Here is a 25,308-nt window from a genome sequence, read left to right as displayed (position 1 = left end):
TAAAATGAATGTAAAAAGGTGGCATTGTTAACAGTTTTTATTGAGTGCGAAATATACTATTGAAGGACTATCCATATATAGTAAATTAAAAAAATAAATTTTACCTTTGTCATTTTATTAAGTTATAAAATGACTTCTCTCGGATGATAAGGTTAATGAAATGACAATTTTTGTTTTAGCTTTCGATATTAAAGACAAACAAGTTTCAACAGAAAAGTATGAGAGATTAAAAGCAGAGTTACTAAATTTAAATGCACATGAAGTGCAGAGCTCATTGTGGGCCGTTAATTTAAATAACACAGCTAAAGATATAATTGATCACTTTTCGAATTATCTTTCGACAAACGATAGATTATGGGTTTCTGCCGTGAGAGTTAATCATTACCAATACCGTGGAGCATTATCAGGCACTAATAATTGGTTTACTTTTAATAAAAATTAATTACAATTTTTTATAAACCTCTAACTTTTACTAATCACAAAATTAAATTTAATGATAAAGAAATCGTCAGATATTTCTTTAAAACTATTAACACGTTTATATAATAAAAGGCATTGAAAAATAATAGTACTATCATTCACCACATATAATATAGCATGTTTTTGTATAATTTTTAATGTGCATCACATTTGAGTTAAACACTTTTGTTTAGAGGTCATATGAAAAAAGCTTTGCATAATAAAGAATCCCAAACATTCCTAAAATCATTAATTAGTAATCAAAATGAGTTAAGCTACCAAGATATCATTAACCAACTTGCTCATACAAAAAAAACACTTTCTAAGGCTACCATTCGTTATATTCTTGAAAATTTATACATTGATGAAAAAGAGATACGAAGCTTAGCAGAGTTTGAAATAGATACGTATTGTCGTAAACGTTTATTTAAAAATGCACATTGTGAGGTATTAATTTTAAGCTGGTTGAACGGACAGCGTAGTAAAATCCACGATCATTTAGGTTCGATTTGTGGTGTTAAAATACTTTCTGGCCAAGCAATAGAAACTACTTTTGTACGGATACATAACCAACACATATTTGCAATTAAGTCAGAGTGCTATGAACAGTGGGATGTTATAGTGAGTATCGATAACGACATTCATCAAATATCTAATCTACAGGATAATTATAAAGAATTGATCACGTTACATATCTATTCTCCTCCTTTACAGAACTTTCGTCAATATCAACTTGAAACTGCTAAAACAAGCTGGTTTTCATCTGAAAACTCATATTCTTGGTTTTACGAAATTTAGGCAATCTACAATTTTTTCTTAATCAATTTTTATTAAATATTATGTACCTAAGACAATCATTAATTTTATAAATAAAGTAAAAGGTTTAAGCCAATGTAATAGCTAAAAGATATAATAATTTTTCTTTAAAATAAAATATTATTGTTCTATTTTCTCTTTAATTTACCTTAATAATATAGAGTTAATATGTATAAAAACCATTTATTCAATAATAAGTAGATCATTTTATTCATTAAAAAATCATTAAACATCTTAGGTGATCTTATTTATAGTGCTAAAAATAGAATACAAAAATTTAAACCATCGATATCTATTATCATGGATAGTTAAAATATAATTTAAAATAAAAATCTTAATTAAATTGAACACCTTGCTAAAATCAATCATTTTTTATTATGGATTATAATTATGAATCAAAAAAAATCATCACTTAATACAGAAAGTTTATTATCTCTAAAAACGTTTTATAATTTTGAAATTTTTGGCATTCCTTTTATCTTATTCATTAGCCTGATATTTTTAATGTTTATAGTTCATATCACAGACTCTTTGCCCAAAAATATCATTGGAGGAATTAGCCTAATGTTTGTTCTTGGTGCTATATTTGGTGAAATTGGCAATCGACTACCGCTCTTTAATAAATACATCGGTGGTGCTCCAGTTTTGATATTTTTAGTTTCAGCTTTATTTGTTCAACAAGGATTGTTAACTCAAAATGAAGTTAATATTGTCACTGCTATAATGAAAGAAACAAACCTTCTTGACCTTTTCATCGCAGTGCTAATTACAAGCTCAATTTTATCCGTTAACAGATTTCTACTTCTTAAATCACTTATTGGTTATATACCAACTATTATAGCTGCAATTATTGGTGCATCATTTTTTGGAATTATGGGTGCTATACTATTTAATATCCCTATCGATGAGATCATGATGCTTTATGTCCTACCGATCATGAGCGGAGGCAATGGCGCTGGAGCTATTCCATTATCAGAAATATACGAATCAGTCACAGGTAATGCTAAAGAGCATTATTATTCTGTTGCCATTGCCATACTCACCATTGCTAACGCTGTTGCAATTATTTTTGCGGCTTGCCTTAATACTCTCGGTAATATATTTCCTTCATTAACCGGTGATGATACTCTATTACGAAAATCTAAATTAAATATCCAAACTGCAGTTGTAACCAGTATTACATCTCGTGATATCGCAATAGGATTAGCCATTACAGCTTGTATTTATGCATTTTCATACGCACTATCAGAGAACATACTGCCAAACTTTTGGGGTATTAAAATTCATACTTTTGCATATATGGTTCTTATTACTGCTGTGTTAAACATAATTGGTATTTGTCCCGACAATATTTGTGAAGGTACAAAACGTCTAGGTATATTTTTTACCGAACATTTACTCTGGATCTTGATGGTAGGTGTTGGTATAGCACATACTGATCTGGATTCTCTTTTTTTAGCTCTTACGTTTACAAACGTTATCATAGCTGCTTTCATAGTATGCGGTGCAGTAATTGGTGCAGCATTAGGTGGTTGGATAATGGGATTTTATCCTATTGATGCTGCTATAACGGCTGGATTATGTATGGCTAATCGAGGAGGATCTGGTGATCTTGAAGTTCTCACAGCTTCAAATCGTGTTAGTCTGATTTCTTATGCTCAAATATCATCAAGACTAGGTGGAGGGATTACTCTCATCATATCAAGTATTTTATTCGGCCTATTCTAGTCATAACCTAGAGCCTACACCCAAGAGATTTATTCCACACAATGAGGCCACAAACAAAATGCTGTATGGCCTCATAATTTTATGTATTCTTTTTCTAACAGACGATTAGGCTAATATAACGATTGACCATTTATATATTCACTCCAAAACAGAAGCTTAGTCTTAATATCATCAGATTGTTTCAAGCTTATTGTTTTTTATGTCTGTGATTAAAGATGAGGGATAAAGTTCAACGCAACCAATTCATCATATAACTACTGACCTTATTGAAAATACAATGTTCCTATTACCGCTGGACAAGTGAACTCAAAAGTATCTAAAGCTTGATGTACCGAGAGGATGGTTAGATTGGTTATCCGTGTCCTCATGTAACACGTTTAAATGTGATAAGGCTCTATTTATTCACTTCTCATTAATTAATGCACTCATAAAATATAGCCTTATAAGAATTTAGCGCATTAAGGATTATTATGATTATTCATGTTGGTATTATTGATCAGGACCCCGTCCGTTTGATCACCCCCTTGATAAGTGAAACAGTCCTCACTCAAAAAGTGATATTTATCGGGACTGAAGTTCAACGAGAGCAATACGACCGCTTAGCTGCTATATTGACACCAAAACACATTGATGTTGAATTCTTTATTATTCCAGACGTAATCAACATTGCCCACATTCGGGACAAAATTCACCAACTAGCCAAACAGTTAAAAGAAACTGGTTGTGATGTTTGGTTTAACGCAAGTTGCGGCATACGCCACCATCTACTTTCTGCTTACGAAGTATTCCGCTCTTACCAATGGCCAATTTACGTTATCGAACCTTATAGTGACGAAATGTGCTGGCTATACCCAACAGATCGCGAACAACAAGTTAAAGCTCACATTCAACTTACCGATTACCTCTCTATTTTCGGTGCTCATTGTGAGCTATCAAAATACCCCATTACAGAATCCTTGAATCCAGAGCTTTGGGTATTAGGACAACGCTGGGCAAGTTCAGCCTTTGAATTAGGCCCTGGTTTAGCGACCTTAAACTATCTAGCCACCACCTGTCGTAAAGAGCAAGTTCTTCATATAAAGCTCAGTAAAAAACAGCAAGGCTACAAAGAGCTCGGTTCACTATTAACAGATTTAGAAAAAACAGGCTTAGCCACATACAACAATGGTGTTCTAACGTTCAAACACGAACAAGCGCGTCGATTTGCTAATGGCGAATGGTTAGAAAATCTTGTTCATAGTACTGTACGTATGATTCAAAACGAACTACCAACAATCCAAGATCACTCATTAGGTGTACAAGTTTACCGTAAGATCGGTGAGCATGAGGTTCGTAATGAATTGGATGTAGCAACTATCGTTAATAACAAACTACATATCATCGAATGTAAAACTAAAGGCATGCGGGACGATGGTAATGATGCGTTATACAAACTGGAATCACTGCGTGACCTTCTAGGTGGTTTACGAGCCCGTGCAATGCTAGTAAGTTTCCGCCCACTACGCCATCAAGACTTAGTTCGCGCCCAAGATTTAGGTCTAGCTATCATTGGTCCTAATCAATTAGGTGATTTACAAAAGCACCTATACGATTGGCTAAAAGGCGCAGGTGGTAAAATAGATATAACGGAGTAAATCGTTATCGTGGATTGAAAGTTCGTTAGAAATAAAAGAGTAAACTGTGAGATAGTGCTGCTTTTTTTGCCTTATTTTTTGGAATAAATCCTTTTAGTGCAGCTTATTTTTAGTAGTAAGTATTTCACAGAATACTTAATATAAAAAACTTTTTCTATATTAAGAATATATAATAAATTTAAAAATCTTTTTTTATTCCCATAAAATTACAATATCAACTACCTATACATAATATTTATTAACTTTAATATGGCAATACAAAAAATAATATTATTTTTATCATTTCCTCCCTTAGTTCTAATATATAAACGCTACATGAAGTTCTAAAGTTACGATTTATAACTACAAAAAGTAGAATTTTTTAGACCAAAAATTCTACTTTCCTATAACGTCTGCTTCTTATGCGTGCATTTTATAAAACTATTAGTATTTTTCATAAAATAATAAAATGTAATGACATAAAATATTCTCTTTAATCCTCGAATTAGATCATAGCTACAAAATTAATGTTTACATTTTTATGACATCTTAATTTGTACTAAGTCATAGATGTATTTATTTACATCAATACATTGTAAGCATTTTTTTAAAACTACATTAAATTAAGTTGCGTACAGCATCATACCAGTTTGACTTATTTAAATGACACTTAAAACTGGCTACCTAAAGTAAGTAATACATTTTTTTTTAGGAATTTTTATGTTGAAGAAAATAATTAGTTTATGCATTTCCTCTTTGTTATGTATTCAGGCGAATTCCACCTATGCATCCCCTAGCGAAGATAGCTCTTCACAATCTAGGGCACCTTTGATTTTACATACCAATGAAAACGCTATCAAAGAACGATTTATCGTAGTGTTTAAGCACCCCAAATCGCTACGAAGTGATACACAATCAATACAATCGTTTACTAACAATACAGTGACCGCTCTATCTGAGTCACTCTCTATTACAAGCGATAGTATTTTTAACCATTCGATTAGTGGTTTTACTGCAGATCTTAATGTTCAACAAATAGAACAACTTAGGCACGATCCACGTATTGATTTTATTGAACAAGATAAGAAAATAACCATCGATCCTATAATTTCGACGGAATCAATAACAAGCGACACTACATGGGGATTAGATCGTATCGATCAACGGTATTTACCTTTAGATAATAACTACTCTCCATTATTCGATGGAACCGGCGTCACTGCATACGTTATCGATACTGGAGTAAATATCGAACATATAGAGTTTGGCGGCCGCGCAACATCCGGGTTTGACTTTATCGATAATGATACTGATACAACTGACTGTAATGGTCACGGTACTCATGTAGCAGGTACGATAGGCGGTCAACGATACGGTGTTGCTAAAAACGTCAATATTGTCGGAGTAAGAGTACTTAATTGCTCAGGCTCTGGAACTATTTCAAGTGTTATTGCTGGAGTTGATTGGATTACGGCTAACGCTTCAGGTCCTTCAATTGCCAATATGAGCCTTGGGGGTGGACAGTCATTAGCCCTAGATAAAGCTGTAGAAAATGCCATACAATCAGGAATTAGTTTCTTTTTGGCTGCAGGTAACGATAATCAAGATGCGTGTAATGCTTCGCCCGCTCGTGTCACTAGTGGTGTAACAGTAGGATCAACAAATCGCTCGGATTCTCGCTCAACATTCTCTAATTGGGGAAATTGTGTTGATATATTTGCACCCGGTTCAAAAATCACTTCAGCCTGGTATGACGGAGGCTATAGAACGATCAGCGGCACCTCCATGGCCACTCCTCATGTTGCTGGTGTCGCAGCAATGTATCTCCAAGAAAATAGAAACTTAACACCAAATAACATCTCGTTATTACTAACCAAAAGAGCCAGTATCAATAAAGTTTTCGATACTCGTGACACAGCCAATCACTTTTTGTATGCTTTATCAGACATTGAATGTCTTGATAACTGTGAACCAAAACCACAACCGGTGCCATTACGAGAGTTAATTTCTGGCTTACCATTAAAAGGGCTCAGTGATAGTCAACATAACAAACGCTACTTTTATGTTGATGTTGAAGCTGGACGACCATTGACCGTTCAAACCATTGGTGGAGAAGGTGATGCAGATTTATATGTACGATTTGGAAAAAAACCAGAACGCCATGAGTGGGATTGTCGACCTTATCGCACACAAAATAACGAAACTTGTACCATAAATAGTACAAAAAAAGGACGCTACTATATCATGCTAAACGCTTTTAGTGATTATCGAGATCTATCTCTACAGGCTAATTACTAACAAGTTTGGTATCAGTTTAGTTATATATTCCAATTTTCATTTAATGACAATATTAGCATTAAATATACCTCCTATATCTATTCAATCAAATATAAAAAGATAACCAGCTACTTGCTGGTTATCTTTTTTAAGTTTTATAAATTAAAGAATGGAGATTTCAATGTATGAAGTCTTTATTTACCTACCCTATTCCGCATCATAAAAATAAATTAATTATCACAATAAAAATAAATTGAGGATTAAGATTAAAAAGTAGAACAATATCGCATTATTAATTCATAAAAAAAGATAAATTATATTCTTGTTGACATCCAACGCTGTTAATTTTGCCCACTAAGCAATTAGTGGGTTTTTTTTAGAAAAAATAAACTTGCATAATATTATTTTATTGAAAATAAATTTTGGAAAAAAACATGAAAAAAAATTTTTTAGTACTGATACCTTTTTTCATTTCAGCATGTAGTGATAGTTTCAATGCTGTTAATTCCCTATCGAAAGAACAAAAAAAAGAGGCATGTAAGCTCTATATTAGTAATCTTTTTGGTAAACCTGTTGATACTATAGAAATCGGCAATATCAAAGAAAATAAAGATTTTTCAGCTGAAATAATTTTCAATTCTTATCATTACCCACCATATATAATGAGTATTTGCAACATAAGTAATAACACTATCAGTTGGACAACGCAAAAAAAAGGTGAAGATTACATTTGGTACTTAGAGGATGAAATAGAGCTAAAATTGCAGATTAATCAAAATAACTCTAAGACTCTGGCTGCTGGACACCTTTTTACACTTCCATTATAAAAAGTAGCCGAATAATATCATTATTATTAACCTTTTTAGTAACTATTATAGAAAGTACATCATTACTCAAAAGTATAGTATAACTCTATGAACATTAAAAAAGCCAAAAAATAAAAAATTAAAGCCACTTCTTTAAAAGAAGTGGCTTTTAATATTCAATAAAGGGTGTTTTTTTGGTTAGATAAAGAGACAATGATAAGATTTTTTACTCCAATATAATTTCAGAATACACATCATTAATATACTTAACCCCAATATTTAAAGGTGATGAAGTTCCATACTCATCTATAACATTTATTTTTCCTTTTAAACGTTCAATTTTCCAATTTTCTATCTGTTCATTAAAATAGATATACCATGGAGCCTCAATATTTAACGGCCCTGGTACTTGGCACTTTCTCACATCACTAGGTGGTGCCGTCAACATAAAAGATTCTTCACAAAGCGCATAATGCTGATATCCATCATATAAGGATTTATCATCTCTTAATATATAAGTGACTAAAGACCCAATATAATTAGGATCATCCTGATATTCATAAGGAATAGCTCTTCTTACCGTCGAGCCCCAGGATTCATCAAGTCCTACGTTTTCTATAAACTCAATATTTGTTACTGTTTTCGGGTTAACAAGACATGATATGTGAAACTCCCTTAAAGTTAACATTTGGCGTATATTGACTAATCAACGCATTTTTTAAGAAAAGAGGTGATACCTTCCCTTCCAGCATAAATTGACTTTCTATTCTCTTAATTTTCGGAATATAAGCTTTTGACCTTAATACTTGCTCCCTAATTTCATTACTCCACGTACCAGTACGTGGAGAGATATACTTATCAATTACTGATGAGTGAGACCAATCAGTCAGGTCAAAATCTGCTTTTGATAAGTAAAACGGCGCTAAGGCCCTAATGGTCACAATCCCATTTGGATTTAGGCTAGAGCAAGTTGATTTAAATACATCGAGTCCGGCTTTTTCTGCTGTTAACTCCACGCAAACAGCAATGTTTTGGTTTTTTTTAGTCGCTAAATAGACTCTTTTTGACTTACCCTCAAATTTGGGTTGAGAATAAGGCCAGTCGTCTATGCTATGCAAATATTCATTTTCATTTTCAGATTGTGTCCAACCTTCTAATGGTTCACCAGATTGAAGTGATTTAAGCGTAATCGTTTTTATTGTAAACCCAGGAGATAACTGATAAACCACATCAAGAGCAGCTTGCATATTGCCATTAGCATATATATCCGTATCATGAAGGCCATTATATGTCATTAGATGAACATCCAAGATGCCCTCATGATCATGGCTCCCCATACAATAGTGTGCGAAAGTATTACTCAGAAAGCCAATACAAAACATTAATAACTTTGTTGAATTTTTAAAAATTATCACGAGACACTCCACAAAATAGTTGCCCTGAAAGGTAAATATTCCTCCCCGTCTTTTCGCCTCGATATTTAACTCAACGTGAACAATTAATGCATGCTATTTAATACTTCTCTCCGAACTAAATCACGGTTTATTTTTTAACTCTCTATATCAAATCACTTTTTTGACTCTGGTTACAAATAAAAAAGTCTAGTTTTCATCTAAAATTGGCTACCTCAATAAGACATCAGTTATTTTGTGTAGTTAAAATAAATCGAGTGTAGCATCCTCGAACTTGTCTTCAGAATTAGCAGCAGAATAGTATTTTTGTTTTTTCAACGTTTTATGATTTTTTTTCTTGTGCTTTGAAAACTCGTGTAAAGTATTGCTATATTGAGAATGTGTAGCATAATTATGCCCCTTAAGAGTAGAACCATAAGTGTTTTGCTTTACCTTATGTTGTAAATCCTTGGTCGAAATATCTTGCGATTGATGCTGAACTACATGGTGAGCATTCTTATTTATATTATGGTGCTCCTTTATCATCGTAACATCATTTTTGGTACTCGCTTGTGCATGGCAGGCTAATGGTAATAAAAACGCAGTTAATAAAAATACTTGTTTGAACATAATAAACATCTCCTAAAAAGCATATAGAAGTACAATCATGAATATTCCAATAATCGATAAATAAAATTCATCATCATGAGTAAAAATTTCAATAAAAAGTACCGTTACTTCTTTTTAAATAAAAGAAGTAATAATAACATCATCTCGATAAACAAAATGGCAAATACGAAAAATGTGAAAAAATTATAGTAAACGACATTCACAAAAATTAATGTAGAGTAATAAAGCTAAACATGAGCTTAACAAACATCTTTCAATTAAGATGACTTTTTGATTCTAAAATATCGTTTCAACATTACATAAACGCAGTTAATTTCAATATCTCTTAAACAATGACTAAAATAAACTTTTATTGCAGACAATAGTTTTTTTTTCTCTCTTCGGTTTTATAAAAGATGACCTTAGCCTGGAAAAAATTTGTATGCCAACCAACATTTATCAATTCCTGATATGTGTACCCGTAACATGAATTTTATAAATCTATTTTCAAATGCCTTAATTATATACAACTGTAAATATTGTGTTATTTTTTTGTCAGTTTTTCATGAAAACTGTTTTTACTTCTAGCTTAACCTTCGGAAGTAGGTGAATAATTAAGCTAACCGAAGAAGCCGTAACATAAATCGTCAATGATATTGATCAAAGATTTCGCTTTTTAAGTATGTATCTGGGGCACAAGTAGTAATAACAATTATCGTTTTGGAGAAAATAACACAATGACGGAAAGTACGACCCACAATGTAGCCGAAAACGCGGTAGGACATCCATTAAGAGATAGCGTATTACATGCTAGTTCTTGGATTACTGATAATCAAAACCTATTGATTCATTATGCGTTAAATCTGATATCGGCTATAATCATTCTTGTTATTGGCAACATCATTGTAAAAGTCATAGCCTCTGCAGTTGCTAAAGTACTGCATAAAGAAAAGATGGATTCCGCTGTAGTAGAATTTATCCATGCATTAGTACGATACCTACTTTTTACTATTGTTATTATCGCAGCGCTTAGCCGTGTCGGCGTACAAACAGCTTCCGTTGTTGCAGTAATTGGTGCAGCAGGTCTTGCTGTTGGCTTAGCGCTTCAAGGTTCGTTATCAAACTTTGCTGCGGGGATATTAATCGTAGCATTTCGCCCGTTTAAATCTGGGGACTTCGTCGAAGTTTCAAATGTTTCGGGTTCCGTTAAATCCATTCAAGTTTTTTCGACTGAGCTTCGCACCTCTGATAACAAAACAGTTATCGTGCCTAACTCTTCAATCATCGGTAATCCAATTACTAATTACTCACGCAATTCAACACGTCGTATTGATCTCGTGATTGGGGTTTCTTATCGTGCAGACCTGCAAAAAACAAAAGCTGTACTAGAACGAATTGTAGAAGAAGATGATCGTATTTTAACAGATCCAACTCCCACGATTGGAGTGGCTGCGCTAGCAGATTCCTCTGTAAATTTTGTTGTTAGACCTTGGGTAAAAACTGCTGATTATTGGGCAGTGACTTATTCGCTTAATCAGACAATTAAGGAAGAACTTAACAAAGAAGGTATCGATATCCCATACCCGCAAATGGATGTCCATTTAACTAAGTAAAAGTTAATATTCATTATATTTAGTGGGGTCTATTACCCCACTAATTTTAAAAAAACAGAGATTAATATTAATCTACAGTTCATTAATTTTTTTGTCGTTACAATAAGATAATCTTTGTATTGAATTTTACTATTACATAACGTGATGAAATAAATTTTATTTTAATACAATTCAAATTAAGCTGAACAGTTCACAATTATTTGATGAAATAATCTTTACATATCTTGTTTGTCTCGTATCATTAAATATGTACTTGTATAAAATCTACGTTATTTTCAATAAGTTTAATTTTCTTTTATTTTTATAAATTGGAGGAAATAGAAATCAGCTACTTACGTTTTGTACTTGTTCTTTTTATGATTGCAGGAACAAGCTACCTATTAGCATTTTTTAGCGCTTCTTGGATAACCCTCCATGTCGCGAAATTTTTTATAAATCACGATGCTCAACAGTATGTTGCAAGAATAGAACACAACTTCAAGCGTGAAGAAACTTTTCTGTCAAATATCATATTACCAAATAAGTGTTCTAAACAGGTGCGTCATGCTTTAAGAAAAATAGACTACCAAGAGCCTGAGATCTTATTCATTGGTTTAGTACTCGATGATAATACTTTGTGTACCAGCAATGGCATTTTATCTTACCCAATTGCGCTTAACTCACCCACTATACCGCTAATACGTTATGAACTAGAAGCGACAGACGACAATGAAATTGCCACACTTATAGAAGGAAGTGAAAACACATTTCTTCTCTTTTTTAATCAGCTACGATTAGAGGATCATTTCCATTTTTATTGCCCATCTTGCATTTCTTATCACATTAGACTCACAACAGAAAAGCCGCCACTCCCAGATGCATCAACTTGGTTTATCACTAAACATAATTTTGGGCAAGCCAATGGTTATATCATCGTTTCACGCGAGCTAAAAGAACAGCTAGAAGAACAATATTTCTATATCTATTTTTATCTTTATTTCATTGTTATTAATTTGATATTTGCCATCTATAAAAGCATAAAAAATCGTCATAATACGGTTGAATCATTGTTGAAAAGAGCCAGCAAAAGAAACCAATTCATCCCCTTTTATCAGCCCATCTTCACCCCACAGGGTGAAGTAAAAGGAGCTGAAGTTTTAATGCGCTGGCAGGATAAAAAAGGCGAAATTTTCACACCAGCCATGTTTATACATGCAGCTGAAAAGTTGAAATTAATCGATGAGATGACACTAAACATGATTGACATTGTGAAACATGATTTTAGTCAACAGAGCGCGTACAGTCTTATTACCACTGACTTTTTTTGTGCTTTTAACCTTACAGCATCACAGATTGAAAATAACGAATTCATCGACCGGCTACTTGAAATCTTTCAGGATCATCATGGTTTCAATATCGAGTTTGAAATCACAGAAAGAGAGCAATTTAACGATGAAAAAACAGCAAAGTACAACCTCAATCGGCTTCAAGAAAAGGGGTATAAGATAAAGATCGACGATACTGGCACAGGATATGGGGGGTTTAACTATTTCTTAAATTTTAACATCAACGGTATTAAGATTGATAAAATGTTTATCGATATCATTGGGCAAGAAGATGTAAAAATAAATGTCCTTGATGCCATTATTGATATGGCAAAATCGCTGAATTTAACCATTGTTGCAGAAGGTATTGAGCATCAATCACAGGTTGATTTCTTGGTAAGCAAAGAAGTAGAACTATTACAAGGATACTACTTTTCTAAGCCCATACCATTCGACCAACTTAATTATGCAATCACTTCAGTACAAAATAAGAAAAATCATCAAGTATAATTGCTATACATAGCGAGTCTGCACTTTCAAATGCCGTTATTTCACAACGGCATTACATAGGATGCAATTAAGCTGAGCACTACATTATCACAGTAAGAATGTTAACAATACCATAATCATTATCATACAAGCCCGCTTGGCTTTTATCGACCATTAACACTGGGTTGTTAGATAAAAGTTTGTCTATATTTACTTGATCACCATTAACAGGCTGCTCCATTTCTGATGCCAAACGTGGTACCGTTCCTCGCCATTGGAAAGTGGTTTCAGCAGCCGATAGTGCAAAAGCACTGCAAAAGAACAATAATACGGTAAACAAACACATTATTAACTGATTCATAATTTTCCTCACTATTATTAGACAACAAACTGCATTTCGACAATAACACATGAGAATGATTTTCATTTAATAATTGTTTATTACTTCTGTTTTGCTTATTTATTCACTTTTGCTATATTGCCTTCATTGTAGCTATCGCACTTTTTATTGCTAAAGGATCCTCAAAAGGTTTGCTGCACGACAAAAAGAAAATCGAAACAAAAAATTTAATGCTTCCTCAGTCGATTTCAGCCTTATTGATTAATGATATTAACTGTATTTTAATGATCTGCTACTGACATTTGTTTACATTCTAAATGGACAGGTAACAGCCCCGCGTTGACTATTCATTTATTGTTCTAATTTTTTGTTAACTTTTTACTTTTAGATATAGAAAAGAAGCAAAAAACCGCCACAACGGGCGGTCATTTAATTATATTTCTAATAGCATTAGCAAAAAAAAAATTAAATACGCTCATTACTGAACGAATTGTTGCAATTAATCAAAAGCAAAACTCCTCCCGTAGTAGATAAAGGTAAAATTTATCTCAATATTGAGATTCTTTATTAACGTTCATCGCTATTAGTTCGTTATCACCAATATTAAAACTAAGTTCAATAGAAACATCACTGATGTTTTTCTTTATCAATCTCACACCATGTTGACTATATTTCTTAACAACAACATCTTGAAGCTCAGAAATCAAATCATCATACTTAACGTCTAATTTATTTTTATTTTTAAAATACATAAACCTTATCAACAATAAATAAAAACATACAGTTTCACCTAGAGAAACTCCCATAACCAACTAAAATTAAGAGTTATTATAAAAAATAGAAAAATACTATCTAACTGATAGAAATAACGTTTTAATAACTTTTCATTAAGTCGTATTTTTCTCACGTACGACTTGGAGAAATTTATCTCTTGTTTTTTTTGATATTCTTAACGCTAATAATCGTTGACGTTGTTCTACTTTTTTATTCTTTAATATTGGTGAGTATGAAACCATTAAATTTATTCTACTCTTTAAATACATTGTTTAATTATAACGGCAATTATTATAATGATAATGTGGACAAATTAGCAGAATTTAATATTGGTATAGCGTTTTTATAAGGGGGATATAAATATTTAAATAAAAAGAAAGTTAATGACTAAACTGTTAGATAGAAGCTGATGCTTCGCTACGAATTGTCTCATGAAATTATACACTCTATCTATCATGAATCCGCTCTAACGCCTCTATCCTTCGCCATAAGCTATTATCAAACAACGACTTTCTTAGATCAGTAATAGCTTGCTCCTTTTCTATATCATCAAATGAAGCGTTATTCAGTATAACGTCTCTCGTAATAAGGTAAGAGTGAACATGCCGGTCAAAATCAGTACGCTGTTGGTCAAGTATCCTTAACCTCTCCGCGGCTTCGCTACCAACCAATGCCTCTCGTGCTATAAATTGACTTTGCGTATCCAAAATATTGGTTTCGTTCAGAGCCGCTAACAAGGACGCATTTCGAAAACTATTTCGTAATACTGGCGGAAGTTTGTTAAGTTCAAACTCCCAACGTTGTTGAAACTCCTCAGAAGATTGCGCTGATTCCTTAATGCCTTTTTTCAATAGTGCGAGTTCACGTAATAGATTTTCTTCACTAAACAAATGATATTGCTCATCGACAGTAAAGAATGCCCTTTGCAATAATAACATTTGTTGGTGCAAATCTTGAAAATCTACATTGAGATTATTATCTCTTTTGAGCGTCGCTAATGCAGCCTTATAACGCATATACTTACCAAGCAATGCTGTCTCAAGCCGTTCAGAGCTCTCTAATTGCTGATTATAGCGCTCGAACCGATGCATTATCGTATCTGTATCGTTGTCAACAAGATCCGAAAGGAAATATTCGAAAGTGTCACGATCTGAGGTTTTATCGATTTGGGTATTAAGTTGGGCATCTGCTTTGAACGAATTATAATTATTTTTATCGGGCGTAGAAAATATCACCAACCCCGTTATCATTACCGCCAATAATCCTGACACTTTTCCTATTTTTGAGCACCTATTCATCGCTAAAGCCCTTGTTGTTGCAGCCGATTAGCATGCTGGCGATACAATGTTTTTGGGTCCGTTTCAAACAAATGATGAATACCGAGAAGGCCATTAATTTCATCCAAGTGGTTCATTTTGTAGTCGTCACGGATGATTCGACCTAAATGCGAACTACACTTTGCTACCAACCCATCATTAGGTTCATCAAACGTTAATCCTAATAAAAACATGGCGGCGTCAGTGGGATCTAGCACATTAGTATAAGTCGCAGTCCCAGTCCATGAGTAGTAGTACACACCATTGTCTGCCTGCCACTCACCATCACCACAGGACGACAGTGGCACGCCTTCTGGATAAAGCTCATTAAAGGTTAATGCTCCTTTAGTGGTGAGCGCCTTTAATGCTCCCAATCCATCTTGTGGTAAGTCAAGACCTCCTGATAATATGCCTATGAGCGTCGTAAGTGCTTTAGACAGTTCCACCGCAATTGTCTCAGATACTGAGTCTTCCGGTATGGTATTGCGGACTAAATCTGCCACCTTCGACCCTTTATTCACGCCACCAACACTGGTCACTGATGCAACTATTTGAGGGGCAACTGACGCAACATATCTCGCCGTCGGCGCACCATGGCTGTGACCTATTAAATTGACTTTGTTAGCACCAGTTACTGCCAACACATTTTCTACTTGTGCTAACAGTTGTTCACCCCGCACTTCCGTACTGTTGGTCGCTGATATTTGAGCAACGTATACCTTTGCTCCGCTTTTACTTAATGTTTGAGGGATACCATAAAAGTAATCAAACCCTGCTAGCGAATCAAACCCCAGCAAACCATGCACTAGCACTATTGGATATTTGGTTTCGGTATAACCTTTGCGTTCTCCAAAACTTTCCGCTTTTACATCCCATGCCATTACACTGCATAAAATGAGTGTGCATAACACTTTCATTTAAATATTTTCCTTATCAGACCTCCGATGAGTAATTGAGCCTAGATCGCATCTAACTAGCTCGCTAAGTTAATGTTAAAAAATTGTGAAGTGACGCTGAAAAATATGCTTTCAAGCAATGTCAGAGTTAAATATGGGCGATGTTAAGCAAGAACAAGTGGAGGATTGTTTCATAAAAAAGATAGAGAACAGAGACTCTTAATTGTGCATCTTGATTAAACGGATATACGACATACATTATGACACACTGATTTATTAAGTAAGGGTTCGTTAAACTTATTTGCGATTTTTAAACTCTCAACACATCAATCACCAGACAGCCCTTCTCAAATAGTGAATTGGATAAGAATACAGAACTCAGTCTATAACACTTCTTTTTTAGAAATTACACCAATTTATTTACTTTTGAGCTAAGTCTTTCCATTTAAGTCCTTTTCTTTTTCAATTAACCACAGACCTCTCACTCGCCAATGATTATGCTCAAAAATACAAAACAACTCGGACAAAATAGTGACATCCTTGTCCAAACCTCATTAATTAATGAAGTGAAAGTTGAGAGTTGGCAACGGTTCAAAAGCGTAAAATATCTCTTGATATGGCGGTCAGGTCTGTCATTGCAATGTCTTTTTATCGATAAGAACCTCAGTGGAGAATCGTTCCTAACGCTTAGTGGTTTATTTACTTAAATGCTTTTGAAAGATCGACTAGTTGGGCTGAGTTTTGTGTCATTTCAGATATTGTTTCAGTAATGGTATTTATTTCACGAAGATTAACTTTTGAAGCATCGAAGATTTGATAGCTATTAATATTAATCTCTTTCGCGACCATTGCTTGTTGCTCTGCTGCAGTTGATATTTGATGAGATAAATGAGAAATCTGATTTATCAAAGAAAGAATTTTATCGATTTTCTTAGACACACCTTTTACGTCAGATACGCACTTCTGTGACTCATCACTACCTACTTTCATTCTTTCTGCGACGTTAGTCAAAGATGAAAGAATATAGTTTACTGATTTCTGTATTTGTGATGTTGCATTATTAGTTCTTAGGCTTAGTGCTCTTACTTCATCAGCAACAACGGAAAACCCTCGGCCATGCTCCCCCGTACGTGCAGCTTCAATGGCAGCATTAAGGGCAAGTAAGTTCGTTTGTAGTGGCATAGTGAATTTGGTCACTTAGTTAGAGGTGATATCATCACTTCATACGTTAACAGGTGACACTATGACAAATCGTACAAGACGACTATTCAGCGCAGAATTCAAGCTCGAGGCTTCACAGTTAGTGATTGATCAAAATTACTCAGTGGCAGAAGCCGCCCAAGCCATGAATGTGGGTAAATCCACGATGGATAAATGGGTTCGTCAGCTTAAACAAGAACGACAAGGCAAAACGCCAAAAGCTTCGCCTATGACCCCTGAGCAAATAGAAATTCGGGAATTAAAAAAGAAGTTAGTTCGTCTTGAAGAGCATAATGAAATATTAAAAAAAGCCACGGCTCTGTTGATGTCGGACTCACTGAACAATTCTTGATGATCAAGAAACTCAAGCAGAGCTATAGCGTAAAAACATTATGCGAAGTCTTCAATGTTCATCGAAGTAGTTATAACTATTGGCTAAAGCGTCCAACAGCGATTAGGGCGGAAACAGTCAAACTTCGCAGCTTAGTTAGTGAGGCCCACGCAGCAAGCAACGCCTCTGCGGGAGCGAGGACTATTGCAGATATAGTCACAAATCAGGGTTTAAAACTGAGCCGATACCGAGCAACAAAACTCATGAGAGAGCTTGGTTTAGTCAGTTGCCAACAGCCAAAGCATCGATACAGAAAGGCTTCTCAAGAACATGTTGAGGTTCCAAATCACTTGGGCCGACAGTTTGCTGTTACCGCCCCAAATGAAGTTTGGGTTGGTGATGTTACGTATATTTGGACAGGAAATCGCTGGATGTATTTAGCGGTTGTTATTGATCTTTTTGCCCGCAAAGTGATTGGTTGGTCGATGTCTTTATCACCTGATTCCAGTCTGACAGGCAAAGCTCTTTCAATGGCTTATGAGTCGCGTGGTAAGCCGAAAGGCGTCATGTTCCACAGCGATCAAGGTAGCCACTATACAAGTCGAAAGTACCGTCAATTACTGTGGCGTTTTAAGATAAAACAGAGTTTATCTCGCCGAGGAAATTGCTGGGATAATGCACCAATGGAGCGTTTCTTTAGAAGCTTAAAGACCGAATGGGTGCCAACAGTGGGTTATCGTAGTTTTGCTGAAGCTCAACAAGAGATCATCCGCTACATTATCGGGTATTACTGTCAACTCAGGCCGCATCAATATAATGGCGGCCTAACTCCCAACGAATCAGAACGATTATATTGGGAAAACTCTAAAACCGTGGCCAATTTTAGTTGACCACTACAGTTTGTTCTGAAATACTTTCTATCTCTTGTAAAATACCTGTTATTAGTTTGGCTTCAGAGGCAAGTGCCTCTGTTATATTACTTGTTTCATTGATCTCATTGGTTAAGTGAGAAATATTCTGAGAGGTTAAATTGATTAATTCTGATGAATGATGGCAAGCATATTCAGCATTAGTAACCGTTGATAGTGTATTTTGACAGTTTTCAGCAACATGCGTAATGCTTGATGACATTTCTTCAATAGCCGTTGAAATACTATCGAGATGCGAATTTTCTTGGTCAATTTTCTTTTTACAAGTCTCCGATAAAGTAGCAACGGTGTTAATTTCAATATTGACATTAGTTGATGCTTCATAGGTACGCGCTAAAATTGCTTTCATTTGTGCATCTTTGAGTCCGATAACAAATTCGGCATGATTTTTAATATCATGGTTAAAGATATGGATAGAAATACTGTTATATTTTTCTTTTAGTTTTCTCTGCCATGCGGGAGCATTAATTAATTCTTTCTTAAAAAGCATTAAAATTAAAGCAGGTAGTAAAAAGGAAAAATAGGGTGAAATTAAAAGAGTCAGTAATATAGAAATAGCATTGATAAGAAAAAATAAAACTTGTTTTGTTATCGGAGAAGTACTTGTTTGTAGCTTTTTCCCATATTTGATTTTACTGTAAACGTTTTGGGCTTGTATTTTATGTTGATTAGAAAGAGATAAACGTACCGATTGATAACCGTTAACCTTATCATTATCGTAAAGTGGTGTGATAAAAGCATCAACCCAGTAAAAGTCACCATTCTTGCAACGATTTTTTACTGCTCCGCGCCAACATTTATTTTGTTTTATAGTTTTCCATAGATCTCCAAATACTTCTTCAGGCATATCAGGATGTTTCAATATATTGTGTGTTTTTCCAATCAGCTCATTGCGGCTGTAGCCTGAAATTTCACAGAACGTGTCGTTAACATAAGTTATTTTTCCACTAAGATCAGTAGTTGAAACTATCTGTGCATCGGGATGGATTTCTACTTCATTTCCTGTATTGATGCTTGACATAATATAAACCTTATAAATTTGAGCAGATATAATTATGAAGGTAAAAAAATATGCCAATAGATGCATATTTTTGTTTTGAGTATTTTTTTTAAAAAATGAGATATCACTCTAATTTCTATTGATTTTATATATTCATTAATGGATCAAAAAAGAAAAATCTGCTGAGTGCTAATTCCAATTAGCAATTCGGGGGATAACACCAATTATGCTTGTTTCAAACATCTAAATTATACAATTCGTCTTTATTAAAGAAGATCTAAGACGAAAAGCTATAGTTAGGGTAACTTAATATTCAGTGGTACATTTCGCAATGTTCTCAGGTCTCCGGTTTTCACTTTTTTCCATTATTTACATGGAAAAAGATTACTCAAATACTGTCTTCGATAAACGTGAATGAGCACGGCTTCACTCGTGTTCGAAAATATAAGCAGTAAAGCCGTCTCCTATCAAATTCTGATATTTTTACTCTTCCCATTCAGGAAATGGATCTTCCAAAGACAACCAATATTCGAGCCCTTTTTCCATCTCACCTTCCGTTAATAAGCAGTCATTGAGTCTTGCCGTCAATTTCTCTTTTTCTAACCCCTGACCAATAAACACCAATTCTTGTCGCATATCACCATAAGGCTCTTGCCAAATATTTTTTATGGCATCGAGGTCATCTTGTTCCGTCGGCCATTCTTCCTTCGGAATAGCCTTCCAAAACATACCTGCAACACCATAACGTGCAATGCCTCCTGCTTGGTTCCATTGACCAATAAAATCAGGCCTTGTTGCTAACCAAAAGTAACCTTTAGAACGAATTAGCTTGCCATAAGCTTCCATGTTGTGAAGGAGATCATAAAACTTCTCTGGATGAAAAGGACGTCGAGCATAGTAAACAAAGCTTGAAATACCGTATTCTTCAGTTTCTGGTATATGTTCGCCTCGTATTTCCTTCAACCAGCCAGGGGCCAGTTGTGCCTTCTCAAAACTGAAGCGCTGCGTATTGAGCACCAACTCAAGATCTACTTCTCCGTTAGAAATAGGAAGTAACGTCGCTGACGTATTGAGAGTCTTGAGGATCGCAAAAAGTCTATCGATTTCAGATTTTTCAGCTAAGTCAGTTTTACTTATCAAGATGACGTCAGCAAACTCTACTTGATCAACAAGTAAATCAGCCACGCTACGTTCATCATCTTCACCTAATGACTCAGCCGTCTCTGTTAAGAATTTGGCCTCATCGTAATCACGAAGAAAGTTAATAGCATCAACCACCGTCACCATAGTATCTAAACGCGCAATATCTGAAAGCGAAACCCCATTTTCGTCTGCAAAAGTAAACGTTTCTGCAACAGGTAGTGGTTCAGAGATCCCACTAGATTCAATAACTAAATAATCGAATTTTCCTTCTTGGGCTAGATTGGTCACTTCTTCTAGAAGATCCTCGCGCAGAGTACAACAGATGCAGCCGTTACTCATTTTTACTAACTTTTCTTCACTGTGGTTGAGAGAAACTTCATTCTTGACTGTTGCTGCATCGATATTAACTTCGCTCATATCATTAACAATGACTGCGACTTTTCTGCCTTGTCTGTTGTTAAGAATATAATTTAAAACTGTCGTTTTTCCTGCACCGAGAAAGCCGGATAAAACCGTCACAGGGAGTTTTGGAACATTCATGCTAAAGCCTAAACCGTTATAACCTATCAATCAGCATAATCGTCGATTTTAATTCTTGCATCAAATAATTTGTTTACGTCTAGTGCACTTTTTTGGCTATACGCTTAAATCATTGGTACTCATACATAAAAAATCTTTTTTTTAACGCTGCTTTTTAGTTACCCTTGAGTGCCTTCTCACCGCACGATTGTTATCTATAGCACCGAGAAAGGAAGGCTTTTAACTAACGCTTTTTGGATACCTTTACTGCAATAACAAATAAACTCAAAGTAGCACTTATTGTTGCGACAACACTCTGTTTAACGCGTTGACTATTATGAATGTTTATTTGAATGGTACCTGCAAAATATAAAAGAAATTTCCATAAATACACTTATACTTTTAGTCTATGTGATAGTTTGTAATAAAAATGTAGATCAACAAAAGTAAGTATTGTTTTTTTGTAAAAAAAGAGTATTAATACTGCGTGTCTTCAGACATTTCACCAATAAGTGGATATTGCCATAAAGTTTTGTAATAACTTAAACGCTCACTATCTCATATCGGTGGCTCTTACCTGTTCTTTCTATTATAAGTGTTCAGTCCTTATTGGAAATTAAAAGCTCTATTGAACTACTATAATTGGTTGAACAATCAGAACAACTCATTAATAAATAAGGACTCAACATCAATCAGAAACAGTTAACGAAATTCTGACGGGCTGTTGCCAATCAAAATACCAGAACATCTTGACCACTTGCCCAAAGGCGCAGACAAAACACATCTTGGCTGCGTAATGACTGCTATTGCCTGTGGCCACCAAAAAACAATTAACTCGTTTTTTGATGAACTGACTTCAGTGCGTTAATTGGTAGCTATCATAATGCAGCTTCAATCACCACTAGTCATTGCCCAATAAAGGAGTGGTACAACATGTTCGGCATCACGACCGTCGCAACCACCGAAATACGCACTATAAACCATAGATATACTCAAGAATGGTGTAGATGTGATATTTCCATAACGTTCACCATGAGTGAACTTGATTTATTAGGAGAGGATACCTCTTATGATGTCGTTATTATTTTTATTGTTACTTGCGGCTATGGTGTGTGGTTTTTTCGGCAAAAAAACTATCGCGTATGGCTTTTTTGCAGTGTCAGTAATCATTGGTTTGTATTGGTTTAACCACCATGCAACTGATCCACTATCGATCTTATTGTAAGGAACTGACATGAATAGAAATCAGTTAACGTTACTGAATACTCTTGGTTTATTCAGTATGACAGCTATTTTATTTATCGGCTTCATTCTTCAGTTTGTCCTAAATGAGCTTCCTTGCCCACTGTGTCTATTACAACGGGTTGGCTTTGTCATGGTCGCTTTTGGATTTATGTTAAATGTAGTCTATGGGCCTCAATCTCGTCACTATGGTGTTGTGTTAATCGGCGCTTTATATGGTATTGCGACATCGCTAAGACAAGTTTCTCTACACGTAATACCAGGCACACCTGGTTACGGTAGCCCTATTTTTGGTATGCATTATTATACTTGGGCCTTTGTGTTGTTCGCTATAACCGTATTTGGTGTCGCAGTGATCTTACTGCTAACCAATAAAGACGAATCTCATGAGTCTTACAATATCACTCACTTCGGGCGTATTGTATGTGTCTTCGCGATTGTCGTCGTGGCTTTAAATGTCATTGCCACATTTGTCGAGTGCGGACCTTATCAGTGTCCAGATAATCCAGTTAGCTATTGGTTGTTCAATTAAGGTATTGGTTGAACATCCCTACATTTAAAAAGAGCGAAAGATAAACTCGCTCTTTTTATATCTAAAACGTTATGACTTCCTAACATTCTAAACTGGGCGCTGCTTCCTTTTTTATTAGGGAGTATTGAAACATAATTTAGAAACGTTACTTTCTCAAATCCAGACCAATTATATATTGTTATGCATAAATACAATGTCAACAATATCGAGTTTACGAGCAAAAAACATTCTTTTTAGTTACTATATTATTAATAGCAACGTGCTACCCAACACCACTATCATAATCAGTAATCTATGCATTGCCAGTCTTGCATTTAAACATCCAGCACTTCCTCTTAACACTGAAAATTAGAGATTTATGTGCTTCAGAGGTAAAAAACTTATAAGTAACACAGTGAGTGCCAAGCATTTATATAACGGTGTGATCCAAAGATATCTTACATATCCTATAAATTAAAATAGTTTTCTCGAAATATATCACAATATATCATGATGTTTATTAGTAAAATTAACATTATTATGAAGAGGCTCTGTAATTAAATTTCTTGTCGACAGTTATTTATGTTTATTTACGCACTTGAGATTAAAAAAATAAAGCATGTTCGAAAGCAACTAAGCCACTTTAAATAATCTTCTCAGCGAAACAGAGCTGTGCTCACACGTAGTCTTTTTATTTTAGCATTTAGATTTAAATACATTAATAGAGGTAACCATGGCCTTAAAAATTCATCTTGATTACCAAATGTGTCTATTAACACTTAAACAGAAAGTACAGCAGTCACAGCAAAAAGCCTCTATTTCCGTGAATTCGGAGTTAATAGCACTATATTGGTCTATTGGTCATCAAATAGTTATTAAAAAACAAGTTAAAGGCTGGGGAACAAAAGTCATTGATCAACTATCTCAAGATCTTAAGCAAGCATTCCCATCAATAAAAGGATTATCTCGCAGTAACTTAAGGAACATGCGGACATTTGCGTTGTCTTGGCCTGATTTCGAGTTTAACTCAATTGTCCAACAAGCCGTTGGAAAAATTCCTTGGGGTCATAACGTATTGTTAATTCAAAAACTTAAACGATATGAAGAACGATTATGGTATGCAACAGAAACAGTTAGGTATGGCTGGTCTAGATCCATGCTTGCTCGTCAAATTAATGACGGTTTGATCCGAAGTTCTGGGGGGAGCGCAGATAATTTTGATATGATATTACCCAAGCTTAACGCTAAGCTAGCAGCTAAAACACTAAAATATCCGAATAATTCTAATTTTCTATATCCGAATGTCGAATCAAAAGAAAGTGATATAAAAAATGTTCTGATGAAACACGTTACCGCTTTTTTACTTGAGTTCAAGAGCGGATTTGCTTTCGTTGGTCAGCAATACAAGTTAAATACTAGTAGTAATAATCTCTTTGTTGATCTACTTTTCTATCATCTAAATCTCAGATGCTACGTGGTTATTAAATTAAAGTCGGACAAACTATTACCCAAAGATTTCAGGCAAATTGACTTCTCCTTATCATCGGTTGATGATGAGCTAAAGAGACCAGACGATGCACCAACAATTGGCTTATTATTAAGTATAGAACGTCATAAATTCGCCGCTAAATATATGGTTAGAAGACAGACTCCACCAAGAAACATTGCAAAATATAAATTATCCGAGATGCTTCCTAGCGAAATTCAAGCTGACTTGCCATCTATTGAAGACATTGAAGCGATAATCGTCAAGGCGAGAGTACACATGTTGTGGCCGTTTCCCTAGTCAATATAAATGCTCCAAGTTTATTCTTGAACCATTAAATAATATATTAAATCATTCTGAGTTACTCATCATTGATGTAAGACTTCTTATGTTAATTCTGTTTTACTCCAGGTTTTGGTGTGCCATGATCATACATCTTTGCTAATCGGATCATTTCAAGTTAGAAGTGCTCAATGCTCACGACTAATAGCTTTGCAACCTATTTCAATAAACATT

The 25,308-nt window shown here is 34.7% G+C and carries 21 protein-coding genes and 1 pseudogene; 12 read left to right on the top strand and 10 right to left on the bottom strand.

Features of this window, described 5'->3' with window-relative positions:
- The first annotated feature begins 160 nt into the window (after positions 1–160).
- The 6 genes from SKA34_RS06230 to SKA34_RS06205 all read left to right on the top strand — a co-directional run bounded on the left by SKA34_RS06230 (position 161) and on the right by SKA34_RS06205 (position 7,720).
- The gene (locus SKA34_RS06230; RefSeq protein ID WP_005366925.1) at positions 161–442 is read left to right on the top strand and encodes a hypothetical protein; all 282 of its coding nucleotides are present in this window, start codon (positions 161–163) and stop codon (positions 440–442) included.
- A gap of 218 nt (positions 443–660) precedes the next feature.
- On the top strand, positions 661–1,257 hold the full coding sequence (locus SKA34_RS06225; RefSeq protein ID WP_006644649.1) for a cysteine dioxygenase family protein: 597 nt from the start codon (positions 661–663) through the stop codon (positions 1,255–1,257).
- A 408-nt stretch (positions 1,258–1,665) separates the two neighbouring features.
- The gene (locus SKA34_RS06220; RefSeq protein ID WP_006644648.1) at positions 1,666–3,003 is read left to right on the top strand and encodes a 2-hydroxycarboxylate transporter family protein; all 1,338 of its coding nucleotides are present in this window, start codon (positions 1,666–1,668) and stop codon (positions 3,001–3,003) included.
- A gap of 470 nt (positions 3,004–3,473) precedes the next feature.
- Positions 3,474–4,637: a Card1-like endonuclease domain-containing protein gene (locus SKA34_RS06215; protein ID WP_005366922.1), complete on the top strand. Its 1,164-nt coding sequence runs from the start codon at positions 3,474–3,476 to the stop codon at positions 4,635–4,637.
- Between the two features lie 699 nt (positions 4,638–5,336).
- Positions 5,337–6,914, top strand: coding sequence for a S8 family peptidase (locus tag SKA34_RS06210; RefSeq protein WP_039859761.1), 1,578 nt, complete (start codon positions 5,337–5,339; stop codon positions 6,912–6,914).
- A gap of 413 nt (positions 6,915–7,327) precedes the next feature.
- The gene (locus tag SKA34_RS06205; protein ID WP_006644646.1) at positions 7,328–7,720 is read left to right on the top strand and encodes a hypothetical protein; all 393 of its coding nucleotides are present in this window, start codon (positions 7,328–7,330) and stop codon (positions 7,718–7,720) included.
- Between the two features lie 205 nt (positions 7,721–7,925).
- Here the strand turns inward: SKA34_RS06205 and SKA34_RS06200 are convergent, their stop codons facing one another.
- The 3 genes from SKA34_RS06200 to SKA34_RS06190 all read right to left on the bottom strand — a co-directional run bounded on the left by SKA34_RS06200 (position 7,926) and on the right by SKA34_RS06190 (position 9,720).
- Entirely contained in the window at positions 7,926–8,387 is a 462-nt protein-coding gene (locus tag SKA34_RS06200; protein WP_006644645.1) for a hypothetical protein, read from the bottom strand.
- Complete coding sequence (locus SKA34_RS22590) at positions 8,347–8,994, bottom strand: hypothetical protein (protein WP_157044452.1); 648 nt, start codon at positions 8,992–8,994, stop codon at positions 8,347–8,349. The genes SKA34_RS06200 and SKA34_RS22590 overlap by 41 nt, the downstream gene beginning before the upstream one ends.
- A 360-nt stretch (positions 8,995–9,354) precedes the next feature.
- Positions 9,355–9,720, bottom strand: coding sequence for a hypothetical protein (locus tag SKA34_RS06190; RefSeq protein ID WP_006644643.1), 366 nt, complete (start codon positions 9,718–9,720; stop codon positions 9,355–9,357).
- A gap of 716 nt (positions 9,721–10,436) precedes the next feature.
- Here SKA34_RS06190 and SKA34_RS06185 point away from each other — a divergent pair.
- Positions 10,437–11,312 (top strand): mechanosensitive ion channel domain-containing protein, encoded by an 876-nt coding sequence (locus SKA34_RS06185; RefSeq protein WP_006644642.1) that lies wholly within the window; start codon positions 10,437–10,439, stop codon positions 11,310–11,312.
- A gap of 356 nt (positions 11,313–11,668) precedes the next feature.
- Entirely contained in the window at positions 11,669–13,126 is a 1,458-nt protein-coding gene (locus SKA34_RS06180; protein ID WP_006644641.1) for an EAL domain-containing protein, read from the top strand.
- A gap of 79 nt (positions 13,127–13,205) precedes the next feature.
- Here SKA34_RS06180 and SKA34_RS06175 read toward each other — a convergent pair whose 3' ends face one another.
- From SKA34_RS06175 to SKA34_RS06155, 5 genes and pseudogenes are all read right to left on the bottom strand, one after another.
- Positions 13,206–13,466, bottom strand: a complete 261-nt coding sequence (locus SKA34_RS06175; protein WP_006644640.1) for a hypothetical protein — start codon at positions 13,464–13,466, stop codon at positions 13,206–13,208.
- Positions 13,467–13,993: 527 nt separating this feature from the next.
- Positions 13,994–14,197: a hypothetical protein gene (locus SKA34_RS06170; protein ID WP_006644639.1), complete on the bottom strand. Its 204-nt coding sequence runs from the start codon at positions 14,195–14,197 to the stop codon at positions 13,994–13,996.
- Between the two features lie 468 nt (positions 14,198–14,665).
- Positions 14,666–15,490, bottom strand: coding sequence for a lipase secretion chaperone (locus SKA34_RS06165; RefSeq protein WP_232284230.1), 825 nt, complete (start codon positions 15,488–15,490; stop codon positions 14,666–14,668).
- Positions 15,491–15,519: 29 nt separating this feature from the next.
- Positions 15,520–16,452, bottom strand: coding sequence for a triacylglycerol lipase (locus tag SKA34_RS06160; RefSeq protein WP_039859755.1), 933 nt, complete (start codon positions 16,450–16,452; stop codon positions 15,520–15,522).
- Between the two features lie 678 nt (positions 16,453–17,130).
- Positions 17,131–17,604, bottom strand: a pseudogene (locus tag SKA34_RS06155) (methyl-accepting chemotaxis protein); the annotation flags it as partial.
- Positions 17,605–17,674: 70 nt separating this feature from the next.
- Here SKA34_RS06155 and SKA34_RS06145 point away from each other — a divergent pair.
- Positions 17,675–18,852, top strand: a protein-coding gene (locus tag SKA34_RS06145; RefSeq protein WP_086004108.1) for an IS3 family transposase whose coding sequence is annotated in 2 segments (ribosomal slippage) — positions 17,675–17,933 and positions 17,933–18,852 — 1,179 coding nt in all. Because the reading frame shifts where the segments join, the coding sequence is not laid out codon by codon here.
- Here SKA34_RS06145 and SKA34_RS06140 read toward each other — a convergent pair.
- Together SKA34_RS06140 and zigA are read right to left on the bottom strand one after the other, a co-directional pair.
- Positions 18,845–19,912 carry a PAS domain-containing methyl-accepting chemotaxis protein gene (locus SKA34_RS06140; RefSeq protein WP_006644634.1) on the bottom strand — a complete coding sequence of 356 codons (1,068 nt, stop codon included), beginning with the start codon at positions 19,910–19,912 and terminating at the stop codon, positions 18,845–18,847. The two genes, SKA34_RS06145 and SKA34_RS06140, sit on opposite strands and share 8 nt — an antisense overlap.
- Before the next feature lie 462 nt (positions 19,913–20,374).
- Positions 20,375–21,574, bottom strand: a complete 1,200-nt coding sequence (zigA, locus tag SKA34_RS06135) for a zinc metallochaperone GTPase ZigA (protein ID WP_006644633.1) — start codon at positions 21,572–21,574, stop codon at positions 20,375–20,377.
- Between the two features lie 1,048 nt (positions 21,575–22,622).
- On the opposite strand from zigA, the gene SKA34_RS23290 reads away from it, so the two are divergent.
- The 3 genes from SKA34_RS23290 to SKA34_RS06120 all read left to right on the top strand — a co-directional run bounded on the left by SKA34_RS23290 (position 22,623) and on the right by SKA34_RS06120 (position 25,092).
- A complete protein-coding gene (locus tag SKA34_RS23290) occupies positions 22,623–22,778 on the top strand; it encodes a DUF5993 family protein (protein ID WP_005366901.1) in 156 nt (51 codons plus the stop codon).
- 9 nt (positions 22,779–22,787) lie between these two features.
- Positions 22,788–23,327 carry a disulfide bond formation protein B gene (locus SKA34_RS06125; protein WP_006644631.1) on the top strand — a complete coding sequence of 180 codons (540 nt, stop codon included), beginning with the start codon at positions 22,788–22,790 and terminating at the stop codon, positions 23,325–23,327.
- Positions 23,328–24,039: 712 nt separating this feature from the next.
- Positions 24,040–25,092, top strand: coding sequence for a YhcG family protein (locus tag SKA34_RS06120; protein WP_006644630.1), 1,053 nt, complete (start codon positions 24,040–24,042; stop codon positions 25,090–25,092).
- Positions 25,093–25,308: the final 216 nt, after the last annotated feature.

The organism is Photobacterium sp. SKA34, assembly GCF_000153325.1.
In the GTDB taxonomy this organism is placed as follows: domain Bacteria; phylum Pseudomonadota; class Gammaproteobacteria; order Enterobacterales; family Vibrionaceae; genus Photobacterium.
Note: the sequence above shows the minus strand (reverse complement) of the source record. Positions and strands in the feature narration are given on the sequence as shown.